Origin of the sequence: Streptomyces cacaoi, from assembly GCF_006539165.1 — a bacterium.
In the GTDB taxonomy this organism is placed as follows: domain Bacteria; phylum Actinomycetota; class Actinomycetes; order Streptomycetales; family Streptomycetaceae; genus Streptomyces; species Streptomyces cacaoi.
Window position 1 is genome coordinate 1 of sequence record NZ_BJMM01000032.1, and the last position, 17,815, is coordinate 17,815.

Sequence of the window (17,815 nt, forward strand, 5' to 3'; positions counted from 1 at the left end):
GGGCGGGCGGTCACCTACGACCCCGAGCGCTACAAGCAACGCAACACCATCGAGCGCTGCTTCCAGAAGATCAAGACCTGGCGCGGCCTGGCCACCCGCTACGACAAGGCACCCGAGAGCTACGAGGCCGGACTCCACCTCCGCGGATCGATCATGTGGCGGAAACTCCTCACCTCAACCACAAGATCCCAACCCCCAACAGCCCCTAGTCGCGCCGGGCCACCAAGTGGGTGTCCAGGAAGCCCCGTTCGGAGGCGGGGTCGTAGAGCAGACGGGAGACGACGGTGAGGCCCGCCTCGGTGAGGAGGGCGGCGAAGCGGTCGGGGGGCCAGGCGTAGGCGGGGGCCACCTTGTGGTCGAAGGGGACGGGCTCGGGGGCCTCCGTGCCGAAGAAGGAGGCGAGGAGCAGACCGCCCGGCGCGAGGACGCGTACCTGTTCGGCGAGGAGCGCGGGGACCTCGGCGGGCGGGGTGTGGATCATCGAGTAGTGGGCCAGTACGCCGCCGAGTGCGCCGTCCTCGACGGGCAGGGACTCCATCCGTGCCTCGTCGAACCGCAGTGCCGGGTGGGCCCGTCGGGCGTGGTCGACCATGCCCGGGGAGAGGTCGAGTCCGAAGGCGTCCAGGCCGAACTCGTGCAGCAGGGCCGTGAGGTGGCCCGGCCCGCAGCCGAGGTCGGCCGTGCGCACATTCCCTGTGGCGCGCACCAGTTCGGCGAAGGTGGCGATCATGTTCCGTGCGAACGGCTGGGTCTCCATCCGGTCCGCGAACAGCGAGGCGTACAGCTCGACGACTCCGTCGTAGCCCGCCCTGGTCTCGTCCTGGTGCTCCGTCACGGGAGGGGAAGCTAGCACCTGGGAAGGGCCGCGGCCCGTTCGGCCCCCGCGTGCGGGCGCGGGTGCGGGGGCCGGGCGGAACCGGACGGGACCGGGGCGGGAGGAGACGGAACAGGACGGGACCGGGGCGGCCGAGGCCCGGGCTCAGACCGCCGACCAGGCGTCGTCCACCGGCAGGATCGCGCCGTTGACGAAGCTCGCGGCGTCCGAGGCGAGGAAGACGAGGGCGGCGGCCTGTTCGTCGGCCGTGCCGAGGCGGCCCATGGTGGCGCCGGTGAGGGGGCCGACCACGCCGGGGCCGTGTGCCTCGGGCGCGGCGTCGACCCGGATGCCGGTGGCGGTCGGGCCGGGGGCTATGGCGTTGGTGCGGATGCCCTGCTTGCGGTACATCACGGCGAGGTTCCGGGTCAGGCCGACGATGCCGTGCTTCGCGGCCGTGTAGGCGGCCCCGGCGGAGGATCCGCGCAGGGCCGCCTCGGAGGCGGTGAAGACGATCGCTCCGCGGCCGGCCGCGAGCATGTGCGGCAGGGCGGCGCGGGTGAGCCGGAACGGCGCGGTGAGGTTGGTGCCCAGCACCTTCTCCCACTCGGCGTCGTCGGTCTCGCCGAGCGCGGACATCCGGTCCATCACACCGGCGTTGTTCACCAACACGTCCAGTCCGCCGTGGAGTTCGACGGCCCGTGCGACGGCTTCGTCGACGGTCCGCTGGTCGCCGAGGTCGCCGATGACGGCCGCCGCCTCGCCCCCGTCGGCGGTGATCTGCTCGACGGTCGTCGCGGTGCCGTCCGCGTCCAGGTCGGCGAGGAGCAGCCGCGCGCCCTCGCGGGCGAAGCGGAGGGCCGCGGCCCGGCCGATGCCGGAGGCGGCTCCGGTGAGCAGGACGCTGCGGCCGGCGAGTCCGGTGGGCGTCGTCATGGCGTCTGCTCCTCGGGGGCCTGCGGGGTGTGCGGGTCGTGCGGTTCCTGCGCGGCGTCGGGGTGCGGGGCGGCCGGGGTCAGCCGCAGGACGGTGCCCTCGCCGTCGGCGGAGACGAGGAGCGAGCCGTCCGGCGCCGCGGCGAGGCCGGCGAAGGAGCGGGGGAGGCCCGGCATGCCGTGGGTGAACAGGGCGGGTTCGGGGCGTACGGCGGTGCCCGGGGGTGCGCCGGTGGCCAGCCCCTCGGCCTCGGTGCGGCACCGTCCGGTGGTGAGCGAGACGGCACACAGCCGGCCCGCGCCGGACTCCACGGTGAACAGTTCCGTGCCGTGGACGGCCACACCGTGCGGGGCGTCGAGCCCGTCGGCCAGCACGGTGACCCGGGCGGTACGGCCCTGTCCGGAGTCCTCCCCTGCGCCTCCGTCGGCGGGCTCGACGCGCAGGACGGCGCCGAGGGACGCGTCGCTCACATAGCAGTGGCCCTCGGTGTCGTGGGTGACGTCCACGGGCCGGGTGAGGCCGTCGGCGAGGACGGTGACGGTGTCGTCCCCGTCGATGGCCAGGAGGCGTCCCGCGTCGGTCTCGGCGACGACGAGCGTGCCGTCCGGGGCGATGTCGATGCCGGTGGGACGGCTCAGGCCGGAGGCACGGGTGCGGGTGGTGCCGGCGGCGGGGTCGTGGGTGCGTACGTCGCCGTACTGGGAGGTGAGGTGCAGCAGCCCCGTGCTGTCGGCGGCGATGCCGTGCGCGAAGGGCATCAGGGCGTCGGTGGCGACGCCGGCCGGCGCGTCGGGCGCGGGGCGGGAGAGCCGGTAGTGGTCGGCGGCGTACACCGTGCCCTTGAGGTCGACGGTCACCCCGAAGGGGCCGGTGAGGCCGCGCGGCACCAGCGTGCGGGTGCTGCCGTCGGGGCGCAGTTCGTTGATGCCGCCGCTGGCGTAGCTGGAGACGAACATGCGGTTCTCGGCGTCGAACGCGGCGTTGTCCAGCCCGGTGATGCCGCTGGTGACCAGGGAGCGGGAGCCGGTGCCGTGCAGGTCGATGCGGGTGACGAGGCCGGCGACGCCGCGGGAGAGCACATGCAGGACGCCGCCTTGGTCGAAGCGGACCGCGACCGGCTCGTGCACGTCCTCGGCGACCAGTTCGGGTGTGCCGCCGTCCGGCGGGATGCGCCAGACCTGGCCGGTGACCATGTGCGGGTAGTACAGGTATCCGTCGGGTCCGCGCTGCATGGCGTTGCCCAGGGCGAGGCCCTCGGTGAGGACGACGGGCTCGCCGCCGTCGGGGAACAGCTCCAGCAGCCGGCCGCCGGGCCGCATCTCGTTGACGAAGAGCCGGTCGCCGACGCAGGTGATGCCGTTGGGCACCCGTACCTCGTCGGAGACCACGCTGTAGACGCCCCGCGGGTCGCGCCGCCACACCTTGCCGGGCACCAGGTCGGCGATGTACATCGAGCCGTCGGCGCCGAACGCCAGGTCGTCGGGGGAGCGGACCGGGCCGTCCATGGGGACGACGACCTCCAGATCGCCGTCCGCCGGATCGACGGCGCTGATCCGGCCGGCGAGGAACTGGGCGATGTACAGCCGCCCGTCGGGACCGAAGGCGACGCCGTTCGAACCCCACAGCGGATTGGGGGAGTTGAGGCGGGTGGCCGACCAGCGGTCGCCGGTGGCCGGGGCAGCGGGCGTCCCGCCGTAGCGGCTGTGCCGGCTCGTCACGGGCGCGCCTCCCGGGTGTGCGTGGCGGGGGCGGCCGAGGAGGCGGCGGCCGTGTCGTCGGCCGCGGCGCCGTCGGGGAGGACCTCCGCGAGGCCGCCGCCTTCGCGCCAGTCGCGCAGCAGCCGGTGGAAGGCGACCGGGCCGTCGGCGAAGGACTCCCGCCGTTCGCTGGGCATGCCCTCGTTGTTGTAGTAGCCGGGGGTGCATTCGGCCTGGAAGGCGTGCAGGTCGACGGCGTTCTCGCGGATGTGCGCGACCCAGGCCGACTCGGCCTCGGCGGTGGGCTCCACCCGGGCGGCGTCCCGCTGCCGTGCCGCGTCGATCACCGAGGCGACGTGCGTGGCCTGTTCGTCCAGGATGTGGACGTAGTTGAACGACGAGGCGTTCTGGAGCGGGCCGAGCTGGAAGAGGTTGGGGAAGCCGTGGCTGTAGAAGCCGTGCAGGGTGCGCGGTCCGTCCTCGCGCCAGGTGTCGGTGAGCGAGCGGCCACCCCGGCCGTGGACGGGCAGCCGGCCGGAGAGGATGCCCGTGACGCCGACGTCGAACCCCGTGGCGAAGATGATGCAGTCGACCTCGTAGGACCGTCCCCCGACGACGACCGCGTTCTCGGTGATCTCCTCGACGCCGTGGCTGTCGACGGTGTCGACGAGGGTGACGTTCGGCCGGTTGAAGGTCTGGAGGTAGAAGTCGCTGAAGGTGGGCCGCTTGCACATGTAGCGGTACCAGGGCATGAGCAGCTCGGCGGTCTCCGGGTCCTCGACGACCCGGGAGACGCGCTCGCGGATCTCGTGCATCTTCTGGAAGTCGGCCGCCTCGTAGGCCCGTTCGCGCTCCTCGGGCGTCACGTCCTGGTAGCTGTCGGTGGGGATCAGCTTCTCCAGGAGCCGCGCGGTGTGCGTCCACCCGTCGTCGACGAGGTCGACCTCGGCGCGGCCCCCGGTGGACAGCGTGAGGAAGTTGTCCCGGCGGCGGCGCTGCCAGCCGGGGGAGAGCGAGGCCGCCCACTCCGGGTCCGTGGGGCGGTTGTTCCGTACGTCGACGGAGGAGGGGGTGCGCTGGAACACGTAGAGGTGCGCGGCGTGTTCGCCGAGGTGCGGCACGCACTGGATGGCGGTGGCGCCGGTGCCGATCACGGCGACGCGCTTGTCGGCCAGCCGGTGCAGGTTCCCGTCGGCGTCCCCGCCGGTGTACGCGTAGTCCCAGCGGCTGGTGTGGAAGGTGTGGCCCCGGAACGTCTGGATGCCGGGGATGCCGGGCAGCTTGGCCTCGCTGAGCGTGCCGCTCGCGGTGATCACCCAGCGGGCGCGTATCCGGTCGCCCCTGTCGGTGCTCACGAGCCATTCCGCCGCGTCGTCGTCCCAGCGCAGACCGGTCACCGACGTACGGAAGCAGGCGTCCCGGTACAGGCCGAAGGTGCGGCCGATGGCCCGGGCGTGCTCGCGGATCTCCTCGCCGGGCGCGTATTTCCAGCGGGGGATGTAGCCGACCTCTTCGAGCAGCGGCATGTAGACGTACGACTCGACGTCGCAGTGGATGCCGGGGTACCGGTTCCAGTACCAGGTGCCGCCGAAGTCCGAGCCCTTCTCGACGACCCGGATCGACGCCAGACCGGCCTGCCGCAGCCGCGCCCCGGCCAGCAGCCCGCCGAACCCGCCGCCGACGATCAGCGCCTCGACGCGGTCCTCCAGCGGCTCACGGGCGAACTCGCCCTCCGCGTACGGATCTTCGGCGTAGTAGCCGAACTCGCCCTCGGCGCGCCGGTACTGCTTTCTGCCCTCGGGGCGGATACGGCGGTCGCGTTCGGCGCGGTAGCGGGCGCGTACCTCCTCGATGTCGAAGCCGAGCTGCTCGGCGCCGCCGGGCGGGGAATTCCTCGATGCCGTACCGGAGTCGGAGCCGGTGCCGGAGCGTGCGGGGGAGCTGGGGCTGGGGCTGGAGCTGGTGGGCATACGGGTGCCTTGTGCCTTTCTCCGAGGGGGCGGCCGGGGGCCGGGGCGGAGTGCTCAGCTGACGGGCGCGGTGAACAGGCCGACGAGCGCGTCGGTGAGGGAGCCTGCCGTGCGCTCCCAGGAGGTGTGCGGTGGTGCGGTGCCCTCGGCGAGGGCCCGTTCGCGCTCCGCGCAGGTGTGGACGATCAGTTGACGTGCCATGTCCCCGCGTTCGGCGAGGACTTGGGAGGGCAGGTGTGCGAGGCAGCGGTGCAGCCCTTCCAGGGTGCGCGTCAGCGGCGGCCGGGTGAGCGCCTCGTCGATGACGAGGACCCGCAGGGTGGGGTCGGTCATGACCTGTGCGGCGCACCGCGCGTGCCAGGAGGGTGTGCCGAGCGCCGCGAGGTGTTCGGAGGTGGGCCGCACCAGGCAGTCCACCCAGTCGCGGACGTCGGTGCTCCCCGCGGCCGTGCGCAGATGGCGTTCGCGCAACACGTCGACCTGCTCGCCGTGCCGGGCCATGAGCGCCCGCACCAGCCCCGGCCTGCTGCCGAAGTGGTAGCTGACGGCGGTGACATTGCGCTGTCCCGCCGCCTCGGCGATCTGCCGGCTGGAGACGGCGGACAGCCCGTGCTCGGCGAACAGCCGCTCGGCGGCGGCCATGATGACCTGCCGCGTCTCGGCGGCGCGGTCCGGGCGGGTGCTTCCCGCTGCGGTGCTCATGCGCTGCTCACCGTGGTTTCGGCGGTGCGGTGCGGTACGTCGGTCACTCACGTCCTCCCGGTGCGGATCCGCTGTCGGTGATGGCGTGCCGGGTCAGTCAACCTCCCCGAACTGGCCTAAGTCAATCGACTGAATTACTGTTGCCGCGAGCAACCACCTGGGTCGCCCCCGGTGCCCGTTCCCCGGGCGCCCGCGCCGGGCACCCTTCCCCGTCTTCCCACCAACCCCCGGTCCGCGAGGCCGCGTTGAGCGTCGAGGAGAGCTGCGTTGTGAACGATTCGCGAGGAGAGTCCCGCGCCGGCGGCGGGTCCCGTGGCGGCGGCGTGGTCGCCGTTCTGGCGCTCGCCGGAACCACGGCGGCCGTCATGCAGACGCTGGTCACGCCGCTCCTGCCGAGGCTGCCGCAGATCCTGCACACCGGACCCGCCAATGCGACCTGGGTCGTCACCGTCACCCTGCTCGTCTCCGCCGTCTGCGTCCCCGTCACCGGACGGCTCGGCGACATGCTCGGCAAACGGCGGATGCTGCTGGCCTGTTCCGTCCCGCTGATCGTCGGCTCGGTGCTGTGCGCGCTCTCCTCCGGCGTCGTACCGATGATCATCGGCCGTGGGCTCCAGGGCATCGGCATGGGCATGGTCCCGCTGGGCATCGCCCTGCTGCGCGACGTCGTGCCCGCCGAGCGGCTCAGCTCCTCCATCGCGCTCGTCAGCGCCTCCATGGGCATCGGCGGCGGGCTCGGGCTGCCGCTGTCCGCCGCCGTCGTCCAGTACGCCGACTGGCGTGCCCTCTTCTGGGGTTCGGCCGTCCTGGCCGCCGTCATCGCCGTCCTGATGTGGATCACCGTGCCGCGCGTGCCCGCCTCCGCGCAGGGACAGCGCTTCGACCTGCTGGGCGCCGCCGGGCTCGGCGCCGGACTGGTGTGCCTGCTGCTCGCCGTCTCCAAGGGCGGCGACTGGGGCTGGGCCTCCGGCACCACGCTCGGACTGTTCGCCGCCGCCGTGCTGATCCTGCTGGCCTGGGGCCGGTGGGAGGTGCGCGTCACCGACCCGCTCGTCGACCTGCGCACCGCCGCCCGGCCCCGCGTCCTGCTGACCAACGCCGCCTCCGTCTTCACCGGATTCGGCATGTACGCCGCGATGCTCGTGCTGCCGCAGCTGCTCCAGTTCCCCGAGGCCACCGGCTACGGGCTGGGCCAGACGATCCTCGCCGCCGGGCTGTGGATGGCGCCCGGCGGCATCGTGATGATGCTCGTCTCGCCGCTCGGCGGAAAGCTCACCAACGCACGCGGCCCCAAGTTCACCCTGATCTCCGGCACGTTGGTCATCGCGCTGGGCTACGGCCTCACCCTCGTCCTGATGGGCTCCGCGCCCGGCATCATGCTCGCCGTCATGGTCATCAACGGCGGGGTGGGCCTCGCCTACGGCGCCATGCCCGCCCTCATCATGGGCTCCGTACCGCTGTCCGAGACCGCGGCGGCCAACGGCTTCAACACCCTCATGCGCGCCCTCGGCACCTCCGTCGGCGCCGCCGTGGTCGGCGTCGTCCTCGCCCAGATGACCACCACCCTCGGCGGCCACACCCTCACCTCCGAGAACGGCTTCCGCGCCGGACTCCTGCTCGGCTGCGGCATCGCCCTCGTCGCCACGGCGACGGCCGCCCTCATCCCCGCCGCACGCGAGGCGGCCGGCGGGGAGGGGCCGGGGACGGGCCGGGAGACGGAACGGGAGGCGGCACCGGCGCGGGGGTGAACGCGCGGGCGGCCGGGGACCGGCCTCCCGGACCCGGCTCCGGCCCGGGCCCCGCCCCGGTGCCGGACGGCCGGGTCAGGACGAGGACTTCGGCTTCGTCAGGTCGTAGAACGTGGCGTCCCCCGCCCGCACCGGTGTGAAGTGCCGCTCGACCCAGGTGGTGATCTCCGCTGCCGTGCCCCGGTTCCCGCCGGGACCGCCGGCCCCGCCGCCGGCCAGGAAGTAGTGGATCCGGCCCTGGGCGACGTACCGCCGGAACTGTGCCGGTGTCGGCGACGGATCGCTGCCGTTGAAGCCGCCGACGGCCATCACCGGCTCTCCCGTGGCCAGTTGATGGCTCGCCGCGTTCTGCGAACCGACCGTCGCCGCCGCCCAGGTGTAGCGCGCGGCGTCCCGCCGCAGCAGCGCCGTGGCCCGTGCGGAGACCTCGGTGCCGTTGAGCAGGCCGCGCATGCCGCCGCCCGCGCCGTCGGGCCCGCGCCGCGCCTCACCGCCGCCTGAGCCGCCGGGCGGCACGCCTGCGCCCCGGGGCGCGCGGCCCTGCTGGGGCCGGCCTCGCGGGGTTCCGTCCGGGGACGGCCCGCCCCGCGCCGGCAGGCCCTGTCGCGTACCGGGTGTCTGCGGGCCGACGGGGGCACCCGGGCCGGTGGCCCGGTGGCCTTCGGCGGCCCGGCCCTGCCGGGTGCCGGGGCCGCCGCCGGGCGGTGCGGCCGGCCCGCCGCCGGGGCCGCCGCCGACGGCCGGGCCCGCCGAGACGATCGAGCCGCTCTTCGGTGTGCCCACCGTGTCGAGCGTGTACGCCACCGGTCCGGCCACCGCCGTCAGCAGCCCGGTCAGCACGGCACCCGCGCCGAACCACCGGGGCAGCCGCCGCGACCGCCACCCCGACAGCAGCAGCCCGCACGCGGCGAGGACGCCCGCCACCACCACCGCCCGGCGCAGCCACGGCAGCCACTCCGGCGAACGGGCCAGCAGCACGGCCGCCCACGCCGCCGTCCCGGCGACGGCCACCGCGAGGACGGGCAGGCACCAGCGGGCCCGGTCGCGGGAGCGCCACAGCAGCACACCGCCCATGGCCGTCACGGCCGCCACGTACGGCGCCAGCGCGACCGTGTAGTAGGCGTGGAAGATCCCGGACATGAAGCTGAAGACCCCGCCGGTGAGCAGCAACGAGCCGCCCCACAGCAGCAGCGAGCCGCGCTGCGGGTCCGTGCGCGGCGCCCCGCGGGTCAGCACGAGACCGGCGACGAGCAGCAGCAGGGCCGCCGGCAGCAGCCAGGAGATCTGCCCGCCCGTCTCCGCCCCGAACAGCCGGGTGAGGCCCGTGTCCCCCCAGCCGCCACCGCCGCCCGGCCCGCCGCCACCGCCGACGCTGCCCGTCTCGTCGCCGGTGATCCGGCCCAACCCGTTGTAGCCCAAAGTCAGTTCGAGAAAGCTGTTCGTCTGCGAACCGCCGATGTACGGGCGGGACGAGGCGGGCCACAGCTCGACGAGCGCCACCCACCAGCCCGCCGTCACCAGGGCGGCCAGGCCGCCGAGGAGCAGCCCACCCACCCGGCGCGCCATCCGGCCCGGCCCGCACGCCAGATACACCAGCGCGGCGACCGGCAGGATCAGCCACGCCTGGAGCGTCTTGACCAGAAAGGCACAACCGAAACAGGCGCCCGCGAGGACGAGCCACCGGGCCCGGGCGTCCTCCAGCGCCCGCTCCAGGAAGTACAGCGCGCACACCAGCAGCAGACACAGCAGCGCGTCCGGGTTGTTGAACCGGAACATCAGCGCGGCGACCGGGGTGAGCGCCAGCAGCGCTCCGGCGAGCAGGCCCGCCACCGGGCCGGTGCGGCGGCGCACGGCACCGAACAGCACACCGACCGAGGCCACGCCCATCAGGGCCTGCGGCACCAGGATCTGCCAGTGCCCCAGCCCGAAGAGCCGCACCGACAGGGCCATCGGCCACAGCGCGGCCGGCGGCTTGTCGACGGTGATGGCGTTGCCCGCGTCCAGCGAGCCGAACAGGAACGCCTTCCCGTCTGCCCCGCCGGCCTGCGCGGCCGCCGAGTAGAAGGAGTTGGCGTAGCCGGAGGCACCCAGGTGCCACAGGTACAGCCCCGCGGTGACGGCGAGCAGCGCCCAGAACGCCGGCCGCTCCCAGCGGGGCCGTCCGGCCCGGCGCGCACGCAGTCGGTCCCGCGCACGGAGCCCGGTCCCTTCACGGAACGGGTGGGACGAGGCAGTCGCGGCCCGGCCGGAGAGGACGGTCATGACGGTGAACTCCCTGTCGTGTCGGACGAGTTGCCGGTGGCGCCCCCACCCGGGAGGTGGGGCCGGCGGGTCACGGGGCCGGGTCCCGAGCCGGGGGTGTCGGCCGCCGCAGCCGTTGCGGGGCCGTCCGCCTCTCGCGGGCCCCCGTCCGGCTCGGGGAAGACCCAGGCGCGGAAGAGGAGGAAGCGCAGCACCGTCGCGGCCAGGTTGGCGACGACGAGCACGGACAGTTCGGCGCCGGGTGAGGCGTGCGGGTCGGCGGCGGCGAGCGCCGCCAGCGAGCCGCTGGTGAGCAGCAGGCCGACACCGAACACCAGCAGGCCCTGCGCCTGGTGGCGCACGGCGTGCGCGCGGCCGGAGACACCGAAGGTGAGCCGCCGGTTCGCCGCCGTGTTGGCGAGCGCCGACAGCAGCAGCGCCAGCCCGTTGGCGAGCTGGGCGGCGGCCACTTGCCGCAGCAGCGCGTACAGCCCCAGATACAGCAGGGTGCTGAAGGCGCCGACCAGACAGAACCCCGCCAGCCGCCACGGCAGTTCACGGGGCACGCCCGCGAGCCGCCGCTCACGCGGATCGTCCCCCGAGGGGCGGCGCAGCGCGTTCAGCGGCAGGGCGCCGACCGCCAGTGCGCGGCCGAGCCGCCAGATGCCCTTGAGGTCGTCGACGGCCGTCCGCAGGATGTCGACCCGGCTGTCCGGATCGTCCACCCAGTCGACGGGCACCTCGTGGATGCGCAGCCCCGCCCGCTCGGCGAGCACCAGCAGCTCGGTGTCGAAGAACCAGCCGGTGTCCTCGACGAGAGGCAGCAGTCGGTCGGCGACCTCGCCCCGCACCGCCTTGAAGCCGCACTGCGCGTCGCTGAACCGGGCCGCGAGCGAACGGCGCAGCAGCAGATTGTAGGAGCGGGAGAGGAATTCCCGCTTCGCACCGCGCACCACCCGCGCCCCGGCCGCCAGCCGGGTGCCGACGGCCAGGTCGGAGTGGCCGGAGATGAGCGGCGCGACCAACGGGAGGAGGGCGTTGAGGTCCGTGGACAGGTCGACGTCCATATAGGCGCGCACCGGCGCCGAGGAGCCGCCCCACACCTGGCGCAGCGCCCGGCCGCGGCCCTTCTGTTCCAGCCGTACGGCCTCCACCTCGGCGTACTCGCGGGCCAGCCGGCCGGCGATCCGCGGGGTGCGGTCGGTGCTGGCGTTGTCCGCGACGGTGATGCGGAAACCGTAGGGAAAGGCTCCGCGGAGGAAGGAGTGCAGTCGGCGGACGCAGGGCTCCAGCCCGGCCTCCTCGTTGTGGACGGGCACGACCACGTCGAGGACGGTCCCGGTGTGGGCACCGGGGCGCGCGGCGGGCAGATGCCGGCGTGCCGGCAGGAAGGCCGCAGGGTCGGGCGGCAGTGCTCCGCCGCCGGTCGTCTCGATGGGCATGCCCGCACCGTTGCGTCCCGCGCTGTCCGACCGATGTGCCTGCGCTGTGCGCCCGCTGTGAATCCACCGCGCGAGGCGGTTCCTCGGCCGGGGCGCCGTCCCGTGCGTGCGAGCGGCATGCTGCCGGTGCCCTCGCGTGGCACGGGAACGGCGGGGCCTGTGCGGAACCGTTCGGCGGGAGCGGTCCTCGGGCAGGGCGGATGTGCGGGCAGGGAGTGCTTGCTCGTCCCGGTGCGGAGGCGGCCGGGGTCAGACGAGGCCGGCCGGGGGGCCCGGGGCGGCGGTCGGCAGGGTGACGGTGAAGACCGTGCTGCCCGGCCGGGAGGCGACGGTCACGGTACCGCCGTGCGCGCCGACGACGGCCCGCACGATGGCCAGTCCCAGCCCGGTGCTGCCGTGGGCGCGGGAGCGGGACGCGTCACCGCGCGCGAACCGTTCGAACACGTGCGGCAGGAACGCGGGCGGGATACCCGGCCCGTCGTCCGACACCTCGATCCGCACCGCTCCGGCCGCGTCCGGTGAGTGCACCCGGGCGGTGACGGTGGTCCCCCGGGGCGTGTGCGTCCGGGCGTTCGCCAGCAGATTGACGAGCACTTGGTGGAGCCGGTCCGGCGCGCCGCACACCACTGCCGGCGCCGTCGGCAGCGCCAGCCGCCAGCGGTGCCCCGGCCCGGCGGCGCGTGCGTCGCTGACGGCGTCGACGACGAGCTGTACCAGGTCGACGGTGGTGCGCTGGACGGGGCGTCCCGTGTCCAGCCGGGCGAGCAGGAGCAGATCCTCGACCAGCTCCGACATCCGCGCCGACTCCGACTCGATACGGCTGAGCGCGTACCGGGTGTCCGGGCCGATCTCCTCGCGCCCGCGCCGGGTCAGCTCCGCGTAGCCGCGCACCGAAGCGAGCGGGGTGCGCAGCTCGTGCCCCGCGTCGGCGACGAACCGCCGCACCCGCGTCTCGCTCTCGTGGCGGGCGGTCAGCGCCGAACCGACGTGCCCCAGCATGCGGTTGAGGGCGGCGCCGACCTGGCCGGTCTCGGTACGCGGATCGGTGTCGGCGGCGGGGACCCGCTCGCTGAGGCGCACCTCGCCGTGGTGCAGCGGCAGTTCGGCGACCCGGGTGGCCGTCCGTGCCATCCGCCGCAGCGGACGCAGCGCGAGCCGCACCGAGCCGGCCGCGGCGAGCCCGGCGGCGACCACTCCGGTCGCGGAGACGCACAGCTCGACGACGACGAGGGTGTCGACGGTGCCGGTGACCGGGCTCGTCGGCAGCCCCACGAGCAGGACGGGGCCGCCGTCCACGGACACCGCCTCGACCCGGTGGTCGCCCAGGCCGGGCAGTTCCACGGTGTGCGGGCGGCCGTCGTGCGCCACCCCGGTCAGCGCCGAGGACTGCTCCCGGGACAGGCGCCGCGCGGTGACGCCGCCCGGCCCGGCCCCGTGTCGGCGCTGGACGCTGACGGCCGCCTCGCCGGCCTCGCCCGAGCCCTCGTCCGCGACGGCACCGACCGTGCCGACGGGCTGGCCGCCGCGGGTGAGGAAGCCGAGCGGATCGCCCGGCGGCGGTCCCGCGCCGGGCGGGCCTGCGGCCCGGTGCGCCACGTCGGCGAGCTGCCTGTCCAACTGCCGCTGGAGATGCGAGTGGAGGGCCACCGCGGTGACCGCGCTGATGACGGCGGCCACCACCGCGGTCAGCGCCACCGAGGCGAGCACCAGCCGGCCGCGCAGCGAGCGCGGCACGGCGGCCGGGGCGCGGAGCACGGCACCGAGCCGTGCGGTGGCCGCCGCGCGGAACCGCGCGGAGGAGGACGGGGGCACGGGAGCGGACACCGCTGTCAGGCAGGCTTGAGCAGATAGCCGGCGCCGCGCCGGGTGTGGATCATCGGCGTCCGCCCGGCGTCGATCTTGCGGCGTAGATACGAGATGTACAGCTCGACGATGTTGGCCTGGCCGCCGAAGTCGTAGGACCAGACCCGGTCGAGGATCTGCGCCTTGCTGAGCACCCGCCGTGGATTGCGCATCAGGAAGCGCAGCAGCTCGAATTCCGTGGCCGTCAGCCGTATCTCCTCGTCACCGCGGCGAACCTCGTGGCTGTCCTCGTCCAGCACGAGATCGCCGACCACCAGGAGCGACGCGTCACGGACCGCGGCGGCGCCGGCGCGGCGCAGCAGCCCACGCAGCCGGGCGACGACCTCCTCCAGGCTGAACGGCTTGGTCACATAGTCGTCGCCCCCGGCGGTCAGCCCGGCGACCCTGTCCTCGACGGCGTCCCGCGAGGTGAGGAACAGCACGGGCAGCCCGGGCGACTCCCGCCGCAGCCGGGCCAGTACACCGAGCCCGTCGACGTCCGGCAGCATGACGTCGAGTACCACGGCGTCCGGCCGCCACCGGCCCGCGCACCGCACCGCGCCCGCCCCGTCCCCGGCCGTCCGCACCTCCCAGCCCTCGTACCGCAGCGCCATCGCCAGCAGGTCCGCCAGCGCCGGCTCGTCGTCGACGACGAGCACCCGTACCGGGGACCCGTCCGGCCGGCGCAGGTCCGGATTCGCCCCCGCGGCGGGAGTGTTGTCGCAGGACGGGGGCGGGGCCGGGAACGCCGGGGACGTCGGGGACGCCGGAAACGGTGCTGGGCGGGGAGACGGAGCGGGCCCGGAGGGCGGTACCGCGGACTCGGACATGCTCCAAGGTTCGCTCCGGAGACTGAGAGCACCCTGTGCGGTGGCTGAGAATCCGCTGAGAGCCGCCGGCCCGGCGGGCCCGCCGTCCGGTTCAGTCCTCCAGGACCGTCGTGCGGTTCAGCGGGAGCCGGAAGGTCTCCCGGAAGGCGAGGAGGACCACCAGTGCGGACACCGCGCCCAGGCCCATCAGATAGAAGCCCGGGGCGACGGGGGTGCCGGAGAGCGAGACCAGGCCGGTGGCGACGAACGGGGCCGTGCCGCCGAGGAGCACATAGGCGGCCGTGTAGCCGATCGCCGAGCCGCTCGCCCGCAGCTGCGCGGGGAACATCTCCACCATCGCCGGCACGTTGGAGGTGCCGATCACCGCGACCAGGACCGCGAGGACCGAACCGCCCACCACGGCGCCCGGCAGCCCGGTGCCGATCAGCCAGAAGGCCGGGGCCGTGAGCACCGCGAAGCCCGTACAGGCGAGCAGCAGCAAGGGTTTGCGGCCCCAGCGGTCGCTGGCCGCGGCGGCCGGCGGGCAGGCCGCGCTGTAGGCGAGCATCGCCACCAGGCTGGCGAACATCGACTCCGCCTTGCTGTAGCCGACCTCCTCCGACATGTACGAGATCATGTAGCTGCTCATGAGGTAGTAGCCGACGGCGTTGGTGATGCTGTAGCCGAACAGCGTCAGCACCTGTCGCCGGCACACCCGGGCGGCCTCCCGCAGCGGCGCCTTCTGCACCGCCTCGCGCCGCTCCATGGACCGGAAGACGGGCGTGTCCTGGAGCCGGGAGCGCAGATACAGGCCGATCAGCCCCAGCGGACCCGCGAGCAGGAACGGGACCCGCCAGCCCCAGGTGCGCAGATCGCCCTCGTCCAGCAGCGAGGTGAGCGCGAGGCCCACCAGGGACCCGGCGACGGACGCGATCCCGACGGTGAGCGGCACCACGCAGGCGTAGCGGGCGCGGCGGTCGTCCGGGGCGTACTCCATGATGAACGCCGCGGCGCCGGTGTACTCGCCGCCGGTGGAGAAGCCCTGCACGGCGCGGAAGAGGAACAGCAGCAGCGGCGCCGCGATCCCGACGGTGGCGTAGCCCGGCAGCAGCCCGATGAGGAACGTCGAACCGCTCATGCACAGCACGCTGAGCGCCAGCATCCGGTTGCGGCCGATCCGGTCGCCGTACCGGCCGAAGAAGGCGGCGCCGAGCGGCCTGGCGATGAAGCCGCCGGCGAAGACCGCCCAGGTGGCCAGCAGCGAGGCCGTCTTGTCGTACTGCGGGAAGAACAGTCCGGCGATGGTGGCCGACATGACGGCGTACGCACCGGAGTCGAACCACTCGACGAAGTTGCCGACGGCGGTCGCGGCCGTGACCTTGCGGCGCACCGCCCGAGCGTTCGGGTCCTGCCCGGCGTCGCCGCTCCCGCTGCCGCCGGGGGCGCTCGCGTCGGATACGGCGGTGCCGGGTGCGGTCGCGCCAGGGGCGGCTGTGCCGGGGGAGACCGTGCCCGGGGAGGTGTCAGGCGTGGCGGGGTCCGGGTTCGTCGTCCGCGCGGCGGCCTTGTCCGCTGTCGTCGCGCGCGGCGCCGCCTGCTGTGCCGGTGCGGTCTGCTGTGCCGGTGGCGCCGCCTCCGGTCCCGGGTGCTCCGTCGTCATGTGCGGAATCCTCCTGGTCGGGCCGTGGTCCGGCACTGGCGGGGGTGAGTGGTGTCTCGGGTGCGGGCGCGGCGGCCCGGGCGCGCAGTGCCGCGCGCTGGATCTTGCCGGTGGCCGAACGGGGCAGTTCGGCGACGAACTCCACGTGCCGGGGGTAGGCGAAGCGGGAGTGGGTGTCGCGCGCGAACGCCGCGATCTCGTCGGCGAGTCCGCCGCCCGGCGTGTGACCGGCGCACAGCTCGATGTACGCCTTCACGGCCTGGCCGCGCACCGGGTCGGGCACTCCCACGACCCCCGCGTCGGCGACCGCCGGGTGCTCGCGCAGGGCGGCCTCCACCTCGTAGGGGCCGACCCGGTAGCCGGAGGTCTTGATCACGTCGTCGGTGCGGCCCAGGAACCAGTGGTAGCCGTCCTCGTCGCGCACGGCCTGGTCCTTCGTCCGGTACCAGGCGCCGCCGAACGTCTCCTCGGACGCCTCGGGCCGGCCCCAGTAGCCGAGCGGGAACTGGGGGTTGGAGCCGGCCCGCAGACAGATCTCGCCGGGCTCGCCGACCGGTACCTCCCGGTCGTCCTCGTCGAGCAGGGCGACGTGCCAGCCGGGCAGCGGCAGCCCCATGGAGCCCGGCTTGACGGGCACCCCGGGGAAGTTGCCCAGCAGCGGATACGACTCGGTCGAGCCGTAGTAGTCGAGCAGGGTGACGCCGAACTGCTCGCGGAACCAGTCGATGAGGTCGCCGGTGAGCGGCTCGTTGGACGAGCAGACCACGCGCAGCGACTGCGGGAAGCGGCTGCCCGCGTCGGGCACGTCCTGCCGCATCTTGCGCAGGAACGTCGGGTTGACCAGGGCCGTGGTGACGCCGTTGCGTGCCATGCCGGCCAGCAGCCCGGCCGGGTCGAAGCCCTTCGCCGGCCGGTACACGTAGTGCACGGCGCCGGCCCGCAGCGGCCCCAGCAGCTTCGCCATGGACCAGGCCCAGTCGCCCGCCCCGTGGAAGACGTCGCCGGGCCGTAGATCGTGGCAGTACCGGAACTCGTTGTGCCCCAGCAGCGTGCGGTGCGCGTGCACGATGCCCTTGGCCGGGCCGGTGGTGCCGGACGTGTAGAAGATCAGTGCGGGGTCGTCCGGCGCGGTGTCGGCCGTCTCGAACTCCGGCGGCAGCGCGGCGATCGACGGATCGTCGACGTCGACGACCTCGACCCCCGCGCCGAGCAGCCCGTCCGGTGCGCCGGGCGCCCCCACCCGCCCCAGCGCGCTGCCCTCGGTGACCAGCACGCTCGTGCCGGAGTCGGCCAGCCGGTAGCGGATCGGCTCGTCCGCCCACAGCAGCGACATCGTGACGAGGACGGCGCCCGTGCGCAGGACCCCGAGATAGGTGGCCGGGGTGTCGGGACGCTGCGGCAGCAGCACCGCCACCCGGTCGCCCTTGCGTACGCCCAGCGCGTGCAGCCGGGCGGCGATCCGCCGCGAACGGTCCTGTATCTGCTGCCAGTCGACCTCGTCGTGCCGGCCGGTGTGGTCCTCGAAGATCAGCGCGAGCCGGTCGCCGGGGTGCCGGTCCGCGACATCGGCCGCCATGTTGTACCGCTCGGGGACGTCCCAGCGGTGGCCGGCGCAGAGCGCGCGGTAGGGGGCCGGGCCCACCGGGGAGACGACCCCGCCGGGGCGGCCCGTGGGATGGCCGGCCGGCTCGGCGGGTTCGGACTCGTCGGCGCCGCCGGCCGTGAACGGCGAGGCGCTGGCGCTGGTGCTCATCTGGGCGTCCTTTCCTGTACGGGGAAGTGCGGTGCGGGGAAGTGCGGTGCGAGGAAGTGCTGGGGGCGGGAAGTGCGCTGCGGGGGCGGCCCGTTGCGGCCTTCGGCCGCGGGGGACTTGCGGCCCCTCGCGGCCCACCGCGGGTTGTGCGGGCTTGTGGTGCGGGGCTTCGCCGGGTGCTGCCGGGGGACCGGTGGCGGG

Annotated in this window: 12 protein-coding genes and 1 pseudogene; 2 read left to right on the forward strand and 11 right to left on the reverse strand. The window is 74.4% G+C overall.

The features are described 5' to 3' along the window. Positions 1–159, forward strand: a pseudogene (locus SCA03_RS36440) (IS5/IS1182 family transposase); the annotation flags it as partial. Between the two features lie 46 nt (positions 160–205). Here the strand turns inward: SCA03_RS36440 and SCA03_RS24750 are convergent. From SCA03_RS24750 to SCA03_RS24770, 5 genes are all read right to left on the reverse strand, one after another. Further along, complete coding sequence (locus SCA03_RS24750; protein WP_030885722.1) at positions 206–835, reverse strand: class I SAM-dependent methyltransferase; 630 nt, start codon at positions 833–835, stop codon at positions 206–208. Positions 836–979: 144 nt separating this feature from the next. Further along, positions 980–1,750: an SDR family NAD(P)-dependent oxidoreductase gene (locus SCA03_RS24755; protein WP_030885719.1), complete on the reverse strand. Its 771-nt coding sequence runs from the start codon at positions 1,748–1,750 to the stop codon at positions 980–982. Further along, a complete protein-coding gene (locus tag SCA03_RS24760; protein WP_230988896.1) occupies positions 1,747–3,468 on the reverse strand; it encodes an NHL repeat-containing protein in 1,722 nt (573 codons plus the stop codon). The genes SCA03_RS24755 and SCA03_RS24760 overlap by 4 nt, the downstream gene beginning before the upstream one ends. After that, positions 3,465–5,417, reverse strand: a complete 1,953-nt coding sequence (locus SCA03_RS24765; protein ID WP_086816627.1) for a flavin-containing monooxygenase — start codon at positions 5,415–5,417, stop codon at positions 3,465–3,467. The genes SCA03_RS24760 and SCA03_RS24765 overlap by 4 nt, the downstream gene beginning before the upstream one ends. A gap of 54 nt (positions 5,418–5,471) precedes the next feature. Continuing rightward, the gene (locus tag SCA03_RS24770) at positions 5,472–6,119 is read right to left on the reverse strand and encodes a TetR/AcrR family transcriptional regulator (protein WP_030885708.1); all 648 of its coding nucleotides are present in this window, start codon (positions 6,117–6,119) and stop codon (positions 5,472–5,474) included. 365 nt (positions 6,120–6,484) lie between these two features. Here SCA03_RS24770 and SCA03_RS24775 point away from each other — a divergent pair, with 365 nt between their 5' ends. Then, on the forward strand, positions 6,485–7,867 hold the full coding sequence (locus tag SCA03_RS24775) for an MFS transporter (protein WP_212767407.1): 1,383 nt from the start codon (positions 6,485–6,487) through the stop codon (positions 7,865–7,867). A gap of 75 nt (positions 7,868–7,942) precedes the next feature. Here the strand turns inward: SCA03_RS24775 and SCA03_RS24780 are convergent, their stop codons facing one another. The 6 genes from SCA03_RS24780 to SCA03_RS24805 all read right to left on the reverse strand — a co-directional run bounded on the left by SCA03_RS24780 (position 7,943) and on the right by SCA03_RS24805 (position 17,614). Then, positions 7,943–10,129: a glycosyltransferase family 39 protein gene (locus SCA03_RS24780; protein ID WP_141275661.1), complete on the reverse strand. Its 2,187-nt coding sequence runs from the start codon at positions 10,127–10,129 to the stop codon at positions 7,943–7,945. Next, entirely contained in the window at positions 10,126–11,550 is a 1,425-nt protein-coding gene (locus tag SCA03_RS24785) for a dolichyl-phosphate beta-glucosyltransferase (protein ID WP_078875333.1), read from the reverse strand. The genes SCA03_RS24780 and SCA03_RS24785 overlap by 4 nt, the downstream gene beginning before the upstream one ends. A 249-nt stretch (positions 11,551–11,799) precedes the next feature. Continuing rightward, positions 11,800–13,305, reverse strand: coding sequence for a sensor histidine kinase (locus SCA03_RS24790; RefSeq protein ID WP_230988899.1), 1,506 nt, complete (start codon positions 13,303–13,305; stop codon positions 11,800–11,802). A 74-nt stretch (positions 13,306–13,379) separates the two neighbouring features. After that, the gene (locus tag SCA03_RS24795; RefSeq protein WP_141275662.1) at positions 13,380–14,222 is read right to left on the reverse strand and encodes a response regulator transcription factor; all 843 of its coding nucleotides are present in this window, start codon (positions 14,220–14,222) and stop codon (positions 13,380–13,382) included. Positions 14,223–14,313: 91 nt separating this feature from the next. Further along, a complete protein-coding gene (locus tag SCA03_RS24800) occupies positions 14,314–15,591 on the reverse strand; it encodes an MFS transporter (RefSeq protein WP_051856853.1) in 1,278 nt (425 codons plus the stop codon). A gap of 133 nt (positions 15,592–15,724) precedes the next feature. Then, a complete protein-coding gene (locus SCA03_RS24805) occupies positions 15,725–17,614 on the reverse strand; it encodes an acetate--CoA ligase (protein WP_230988897.1) in 1,890 nt (629 codons plus the stop codon). Positions 17,615–17,815 lie beyond the last annotated feature (201 nt).